At 45.7% G+C, this 7,368-nt stretch carries 8 protein-coding genes; 6 read left to right on the top strand and 2 right to left on the bottom strand.

The genetic code is table 11. The annotated features are described in order from the left end of the window. Positions 1-380: 380 nt before the first annotated feature. Positions 381-788: a hypothetical protein gene (locus V7051_RS24055; protein WP_333879293.1), complete on the top strand. Its 408-nt coding sequence runs from the start codon at positions 381-383 to the stop codon at positions 786-788. Between the two features lie 12 nt (positions 789-800). On the opposite strand, the gene ispB is transcribed toward V7051_RS24055, so the two are convergent. After that, positions 801-1,811 (bottom strand): octaprenyl diphosphate synthase, encoded by a 1,011-nt coding sequence (gene ispB, locus V7051_RS24050; protein WP_333879292.1) that lies wholly within the window; start codon positions 1,809-1,811, stop codon positions 801-803. Between the two features lie 259 nt (positions 1,812-2,070). Here ispB and rplU point away from each other — a divergent pair, with 259 nt between their 5' ends. The 4 genes from rplU to proB all read left to right on the top strand — a co-directional run bounded on the left by rplU (position 2,071) and on the right by proB (position 4,944). Beyond that, positions 2,071-2,382: a 50S ribosomal protein L21 gene (gene rplU / locus V7051_RS24045; RefSeq protein WP_333879294.1), complete on the top strand. Its 312-nt coding sequence runs from the start codon at positions 2,071-2,073 to the stop codon at positions 2,380-2,382. A gap of 18 nt (positions 2,383-2,400) precedes the next feature. Then, complete coding sequence (gene rpmA, locus V7051_RS24040; protein ID WP_333879291.1) at positions 2,401-2,658, top strand: 50S ribosomal protein L27; 258 nt, start codon at positions 2,401-2,403, stop codon at positions 2,656-2,658. A 143-nt stretch (positions 2,659-2,801) separates the two neighbouring features. Next, the gene (gene cgtA / locus V7051_RS24035; RefSeq protein ID WP_333879290.1) at positions 2,802-3,836 is read left to right on the top strand and encodes an Obg family GTPase CgtA; all 1,035 of its coding nucleotides are present in this window, start codon (positions 2,802-2,804) and stop codon (positions 3,834-3,836) included. After that, the gene (gene proB / locus V7051_RS24030) at positions 3,823-4,944 is read left to right on the top strand and encodes a glutamate 5-kinase (protein WP_333879289.1); all 1,122 of its coding nucleotides are present in this window, start codon (positions 3,823-3,825) and stop codon (positions 4,942-4,944) included. Before cgtA ends, proB begins: the two co-directional genes overlap by 14 nt. Before the next feature lie 74 nt (positions 4,945-5,018). Here the strand turns inward: proB and rpsT are convergent, their stop codons facing one another. After that, positions 5,019-5,282, bottom strand: a complete 264-nt coding sequence (gene rpsT / locus V7051_RS24025) for a 30S ribosomal protein S20 (RefSeq protein WP_333879288.1) — start codon at positions 5,280-5,282, stop codon at positions 5,019-5,021. A 96-nt stretch (positions 5,283-5,378) separates the two neighbouring features. On the opposite strand from rpsT, the gene murJ reads away from it, so the two are divergent. After that, entirely contained in the window at positions 5,379-6,917 is a 1,539-nt protein-coding gene (gene murJ, locus V7051_RS24020) for a murein biosynthesis integral membrane protein MurJ (protein ID WP_333879287.1), read from the top strand. The last annotated feature ends 451 nt before the right edge of the window (positions 6,918-7,368 follow it).

Raw genomic sequence — 7,368 nt, 5'->3', positions numbered from 1 at the left:
TGATCAGTTGCGAAGAGATTATTTCGATACTGGATCAGTCGGTGGCGCATTTTCAGAATCGTAGAGCTAAGGCAAGGTGACAACCTAATTGATGACCCACAAGCCTTATATTCCGGACTCCGTTTGTTTTTAGGATAGCTTGGGAACATTCGTGCTGTTTAAAAGAAAAATAAACACCGATTATCAGCTTTTAATGCCCTTTACCTAAAAATTAACGGAATAAAAAAGTTTTTGCTTTTTATGAAGCGAGATAATAGTCGAGTGTGCCTTCTTTTATTGGGCCAGACAATAAGTAAAAATCTGAAAGCATCACCGAATAAGCCGATAAATCCAAATCTGAATTATAATCGACGCAATTTTTGGGTGGACTGGATATAACAATGCGGCAAACAATAAAAGCAAAACACGAGTTACGCTTATATGAGCTTAAAAAAGCGGTAAACGACTTTCTTGAGTTCACCGAAAATTTAACGCTGCTTCAAGCGGTCAATGAAAAGGCCCAAGAGATGGCTCAGGCTGTCGATATGTTGCAACAGTTGTTACAGCAGGGTTTGGTTGCAAATAAGCTGGTTAAGGCGGTGAATACTTCTGAGGCGGCGGCTTTGCTCGATGATATCGTCGATGCTGATGCGGTTAGTGAGTTGGAGTCTTATATGTTGTCGGCGGCGGAAGGTATTGAAGATGTCGAGGTAACGCAGTTTTTAACGGAAGTTATGGACAAGGTTGAACGTAAATATAATCTGCTGCTCGAAAAAGCGCATGCTTATAATGCCTTACTTAAAGGTTAAGCAAGCGTAGTTTCAGTAATTGCGTTGGACAGAAAACATCGCCAATAAAGTCAACGCTTGTTTGTATTCGGAATCGGGCAGGACGCTTAATGCGGATATTGCTTTCTGAGCTTCCTCGTCGGCACGTTGTTCTGTGTAATCTATGGCTTTAGTGCTTTGCACGATGGCGTAAACTTCATTAAAGGCATCACGGTCACCATTTTTGATCGCATCAATGATGATTTTGGCCTCGTTTTCGTTGCTGTTCTGAATGGCGTAAATCAGCGGTAAAGTTGGTTTGCCTTCGGCAAGGTCGTCGCCGAGATTTTTGCCCAGCTCCTCTTTACTGGCTTTGTAATCAAGGGCGTCATCAATGAGTTGAAAAGCGATGCCCAGATGCTGACCGTATAGCGCAAGTCCTTGTTCTGTTTCGGTTGACGCTCCGGCAATAACAGCGGCCAATCTGGTTGCAGCACTGAATAAAATAGCGGTTTTTCTGGCAATAACTTCGAGATATTTTTGTTCTGTCGTCTCGGGATTATTACAGTTTAAAAGTTGCAGTACCTCGCCTTCGGCAATGGCTGTGGTGGTTTTTGACAGGATTTCCATTACTCGCATATTGCCGGTGCGGACCATCATTTCAAATGCGCTGGAATAAAGATAATCGCCTACCAATATACTGGCAGCGTTACCCCAGACAGCATTGGCGGACTCTTTGCCGCGTCTGAGGTCGGAGTCGTCCACAACGTCGTCATGCAACAGTGTAGCAGTGTGGATAAATTCAATGACAGCAGCCAGAAGCAGATGGTTATCGCTGGCTCCTCCTAATGCTTTTGCTGCCAGCAGCAGAAGCATCGGGCGCAATCTTTTGCCGCCGCTGCCGACTATGTAATGTCCCATCTGGTTAATGAGCACAACATCGGAGCTCAACTCATTAATAATAAGCTGGTCGACGGCCTTCGCCTCAGCGTTAGTTAATTTCTTGATTGAGTCGAAATCAATGAGTGCAGGAGCGGTAGCGGAGGATTGTGAATGCGATGCCATTATGTAGTGCTGCGTATAGGTTTGGGTTATTTTTCATGGCGATAGCTATGAAAATCAAATTCTGTTAAGCTATTATAACTTAATAGAACATTAATCGCCCATGCTATTGATTAGGTTGATTGAGGGTAATAGCTTTTTTGTGCTATTTTGATAAGATAATTAGGTTGTTAATTTAATATTTAGATTGACTTAGCCTTGTTTTAAAAATATAATTTTTTGTTCACTTTAAACAGATTAATGCTTGATGGAGCTTGCGCCGATGTATGCGGTAATTCAAACAGGTGGTAAACAGTACCGCGTAGAAGAAGGTACTTACTTAAAAATAGAAAAACTGGAGCTAGGCGAAGGCGACAGCATTGAGTTCGATAAAGTACTGATGATTCAGTCTGACGATGCTGTTAAGGTCGGCATGCCTTTTATCGAAGGCGGCAAAGTTACAGCGACTGTCTTGTCTCAAGGTAGACATGCAAAAGTCAAAATTATTAAATTCAGAAGACGTAAGCACCATATGAAGCAAATGGGGCATCGTCAATACTATACAGAAGTCCAGATTACTGGCATTTCTGCTTAAGATATTTAGGAGTTACAGATGGCTCATAAGAAAGCTGGTGGTAGTACTCGTAACGGTCGCGACTCTAATGCGAAAAGATTGGGTGTTAAGCGTTACGGTGGTGAGAGTGTAACGGCAGGCAACATTATTGTTCGTCAACGTGGAACCCAGTTTCACGCTGGTGATAACGTAGGTTGCGGAAAAGATCATACATTGTTTGCAACGGCTGATGGTAAAGTGGTTTTTCAGGTTAAAGGACCGAATAGCCGCAAATTTATCAGTATTGTTGCTGCATAAAACATACGGCTGTATCGCGCCATAATACGGCGGGACAGTTTGGTCGAGTTTGTCTAGCTCGGCAATTTTAAAAAGCTCCGCCGTTATAGCGGGGCTTTTTTTGTTTTTATCGGTTGGGTTTGAAGTTTGGCGGCATGTGAGTTATGAGATTTGTTGACGAAGCGGAAGTTCGCGTAGAGGCGGGTGATGGCGGTAATGGGACTATCGGATTTCGACGCGAGAAATACATTCCGATGGGTGGTCCGGATGGCGGCGATGGCGGCGATGGCGGCAGTGTTTATCTGATTGCGGCGGAGAATGTAAATACTTTGGTGGATTTTCGTTATCATGCTGTACACAGAGCTCAGCGCGGACAGAATGGCATGAGTCGCAATTGTACCGGCAGAAAAGGCGACGATTGTTATGTTCCGGTACCGCTCGGTACATTGGTTTCGGACGCAGAAACAGGCGAAGTTATCGGTGATTTAACTAAAATTGGCCAAACCCTGCTGGTCGCTCAGGGCGGATTTCACGGACTGGGCAACACGCGCTTTAAAAGCAGTGTTAACCGGGCACCGCAAAAAGCCAGTAAAGGCAGTGAAGGCGAGCATCGCAGGCTTAATCTGGAGCTGACGCTAATTGCCGACGTCGGTCTGCTGGGTATGCCTAACGCCGGAAAATCCAGCTTGATTCGCTCGGTATCGGCGGCAACGCCCAAGGTCGCCGATTATCCATTTACGACCTTGCATCCTAACCTGGGCGTGGTTAGCGTTGACGATTTACGCAGTTTTGTTATTGCCGATATTCCCGGTGTTATTGAGGGGGCGGCTGAAGGCGCGGGTCTTGGTTTGCAGTTTTTAAAGCACTTGCTGCGTACCGGATTGCTGTTGCATTTGATTGACGTTGAGCCTTATGAAAGCATGGAATCGCCGGTACAAGCGGCTAAAAAAATTATTCATGAAGTTGAGAAATGGAGTGACGAGCTGGCCGCCAAACCGCGCTGGCTGGTGTTGAATAAAATAGACCGTCTGCCAGTCGAAGAGGTTGATCAGCGATGTCAGGCTATTGTCGACGAGTTGGAATGGACGGGGCCGGTCTTTAAAATTGCGGCAATCAACGGGAATGGCACAAGAGAGCTGATGTTCGCCATTATGAATTTTTTGGAACAGCAACGGCAGGAAAAAAGTGAGCAGGAGTGATTTTGCTAAAGTTAAACGGGTTGTTGTCAAGATAGGTAGTTCTTTATTGACCAAAGGCGGTTTGGGGCTCGATAAAACTTCCATTGCTGCCTGGGTTGAGCAGATGGCCGGTTTAAGGCGGCAATCTATCGATGTGATACTGGTTTCTTCCGGTTCCGTCGCAGAAGGCATGTGCCGGTTGGGTATGAAAGTGCGGCCGAAGACCTTGCATGAGCTACAGGCGGCGGCATCTGTCGGTCAAATGGGCTTGGTGCGGGTTTTTGACGATAATTTCCAGCGTCATCAATTGCATGCGGCGCAGGTGTTGTTAACGCATGATGATTTGTCGGACAGGCAGCGCTATTTAAATGCCAGAAGCACGTTGCTGACCTTGCTCAAGCTTGGCGTAGTGCCGGTTATTAATGAAAATGACGCAGTGGCGACCGAAGAGATTCGCTTTGGCGATAATGATACGTTGGCGGCATTGGTAGCTAATCTGGTCGAAGCGGATTTATTGATTATTTTGACTGATCAAAAAGGCTTGTTTACAGCCGATCCTGGTTTAAATCCCGATGCGGAATTAATTTCCGAGATCAGCGCTAACGATGATCGACTGGATGGAATGGCCGGTGATAGTCGTAGCGGCTTGGGCCGAGGCGGTATGTGCACAAAAGTGCGGGCGGCGCGATTGGCTTCCAGGTCCGGCGCTGCAACAGTGATTGCGGCGGGTGCTGCTGATAATGTTATTAGTGCCGTAATCGCCGGAGTTGATTTAGGTACTCATCTATTACCGGATATAGAACCATTGGTGGCAAGAAAGCGCTGGCTCGCCGGGCAGTTGCAGGTTAAGGGGCGATTGGTCTTGGATGCTGGCGCGGTCAGAATGCTGAAAAATGAGGGTAAAAGCCTGTTGGCGGTCGGTGTTAAATCGGCGTCAGGCAGATTCGAGCGTGGTGAGTTGGTTTCTTGTGTCGATGAAAGCGGCTTGGAAATTGCGCGTGGGCTGATTAATTACGGCAATGCCGATGCCCAATTAATAGCGGGTAAAAGCAGTTCTGAGTTTGAAAGCATTCTGGGTTATTTCGACGATTCAGAGTTGATACACCGGGATAACTTGGTAATAATTTAGTGCATGTCAGTCATGCAATAAAAAAGGCCGCAACTCAGTGAGTCCGGCCTTTTTTATCAGTAATGCTAAAGCGATTAAGCGATAGATTTTACTTTTGCATTCAGTCTGCTTTTACCGCGTGCGGCTTTATTTTTATGAATAATGCCTTTGGTAACTGCGGAATCGATAATCGGAACGGCAGTGTTGTAGGCTGCTTGCGCTTTTTCTTTGTCGCCAATTTTAACTGCGGCAATGATTTTTTTGATGAAAGTGCGTAAGTTGCTGCGTTGTCCTGCGTTGCGAATACGGCTTTTTTCCGCTTGTCGCGCACGCTTTTTAGCTTGTGCTGTATTAGCCATAGTTTTTCGATTCTTGTGTAAGTTAATTAAGCCCTACATTATCTGTATAAATGATATTATTGTCAAACTTTTTAATGCATCATAACAGGAGCGCCGTTGAGCAGGCAGCTTTTTAAATCGACAGTGGTTGTCGGTAGCATGACCTTGATTTCACGAATTCTCGGGTTTATCCGGGATATGTTGATTGCACAAGTTTTCGGTGTGGATTCGGCAACAGATGCATTTTTTGTCGCGTTCAAGATTCCCAATTTCTTGCGTCGTTTATTTGCAGAGGGCGCTTTTGCACACGCTTTCGTACCGGTGTTGTCCGATTATAAAGAACGCAGTAGCACAGCTGCGTTAAAACAGTTTGTTGATAAAACAGCCGGAACCCTTTCAGTGTTTTTATTGTTGATTACACTGGTCGGTATAGTTGCGGCTCCTGTGCTTATCATGCTGCTGGCTCCCGGTTTCATGTGGCAAGGAAACCAATATGAGTTATCCGTGCAGTTGCTGCAAATTACCTTCCCCTATCTTTTTTTTATTGCGTTGGTAGCTTTTGCCGGCGGCATTTTAAATGCGCATGGACGATTTGCAGTTCCCGCATTAACGCCGGTTTTTCTGAATATCTGCATGATTGCCGCCACCATCTGGCTTGCACCGATGATGGATGAACCGGTTACCGCATTAGCCTGGGGCGTTTTTGCTGCGGGCATCGTGCAGCTGCTGTTTCAGTTTCCTCCGTTGATGCGCTTGGGGCTGATGCCAAGGCCACGATTGGGCTTTGATGACGCGGGCGTTAAACGGATTATAAGCCTGATGCTGCCGGCTATTTTTAGCGTTTCGGTGACGCAGATTAATTTGTTGCTGGATACCTTGTTTGCCTCGTTCCTAACCGTCGGTAGCGTGTCCTGGTTGTATTATTCCGACCGACTGGTGGAGTTTCCGTTAGGTATTCTGGGCCTTGCGTTGGCAACGGTTATCTTACCGAGTTTAGCCAAAAGTCATGCGGCGGAAGACAATGCCGTTTTCTCAAATGCGTTGGATTGGGGTTTGCGACTGGTCGTTTTGATAGGCCTGCCTGCGACTATCGGTTTGGTGATGTTGGCCGAACCGATGCTGTCGACACTGTTTCAATATAATGAATTCGGCGTCAGCGATGTGCATTTTGCAGGGCAGAGCTTGAGAGCTTACTCGGTAGGGTTGCTGGGTTTTATCCTGATTAAAGTGTTAGTGCCGGGCTTCACCTCGCGCGGCGATATGAAAACGCCGGTTCGCTACGGGATTTACGCGATGCTGGTTAGCTTGGGCTTGAATGTGGCGCTGGTTTTCCCGTTGGCGCATGCGGGCTTGGCGCTGGCGACATCCTTGGGCGCTTTTTTTAACGCCGCGTTGTTGCTGGTTAATCTGCGAAAGAAAAATATCTATCAACCGGCCAGTGGCTGGTGGTTGTTTTTTGCCAGAGTAACACTGGCCGCAGCAACAATGTCGGCTGCATTGTATTATTTTGTCGATCCGGCTTGGTGGAATGACTGGAGCTCTTCGGCGCGTGTACTCAATTTGGTGAAATGGATAGGGATTGGTTTGCTAATTTACTCAGCAACATTGCTGTTAACAGGTTTAAAAATAAAACATTTGACCAGTCACATAGATTAAAGCGTGACAGATTGGATTTAAGTTGATCTGGTAGAGTTATAACCTTAGCCAATATATTATTTGAATGTTCTGACAATTTGTGGACCAGTCGATCCGATTCATGCTTTATTCAGATAGCCACATACAGCCGTTGGTTATTACGTATTTTAAGAGCCGCTGATTATGCAAGTTAGCAAAATGGGTAGGTGCTTATACGTATGGTATATTTATTTCTAATGTTGGTATTCTGTTAGAGCTTTATTGCGGTGATTGATTCAATCAGTGGACTAGCAATGAGGCTGAGTTAACTTTTCCGTCGAACTGCCATACAACGGAAGAAGTATCTTTGTGTGCATTCCCATGAGCAGTGTTAAATTAGTCTCAATAACAGTGAATCACTAATTATTTTAAATATTATAGGACTTACGCAAAATTAGACTTTAAGTGTCGTCAATTCAACCCAAAGTTGGTA

Source organism: Methylobacter sp. (genome assembly GCF_036845245.1).
Taxonomy (GTDB): domain Bacteria; phylum Pseudomonadota; class Gammaproteobacteria; order Methylococcales; family Methylomonadaceae; genus Methylobacter_A.
The sequence above is the reverse complement of the archived record's forward strand: the minus strand, read 5'-3'. Positions and strand labels throughout refer to the sequence as shown.

Bases quoted from the DNA above. Each gene is read 5' to 3' on its own strand.
- V7051_RS24055 (WP_333879293.1), top strand. From the start codon at position 381: ATGCGGCAAACAATAAAAGCAAAACACGAGTTACGCTTATATGAGCTT.
- ispB (WP_333879292.1), bottom strand. From the start codon at position 1,811: ATGGCATCGCATTCACAATCCTCCGCTACCGCTCCTGCACTCATTGAT.
- rplU (WP_333879294.1), top strand. From the start codon at position 2,071: ATGTATGCGGTAATTCAAACAGGTGGTAAACAGTACCGCGTAGAAGAA.
- rpmA (WP_333879291.1), top strand. From the start codon at position 2,401: ATGGCTCATAAGAAAGCTGGTGGTAGTACTCGTAACGGTCGCGACTCT.
- cgtA (WP_333879290.1), top strand. From the start codon at position 2,802: ATGAGATTTGTTGACGAAGCGGAAGTTCGCGTAGAGGCGGGTGATGGC.
- rpsT (WP_333879288.1), bottom strand. From the start codon at position 5,282: ATGGCTAATACAGCACAAGCTAAAAAGCGTGCGCGACAAGCGGAAAAA.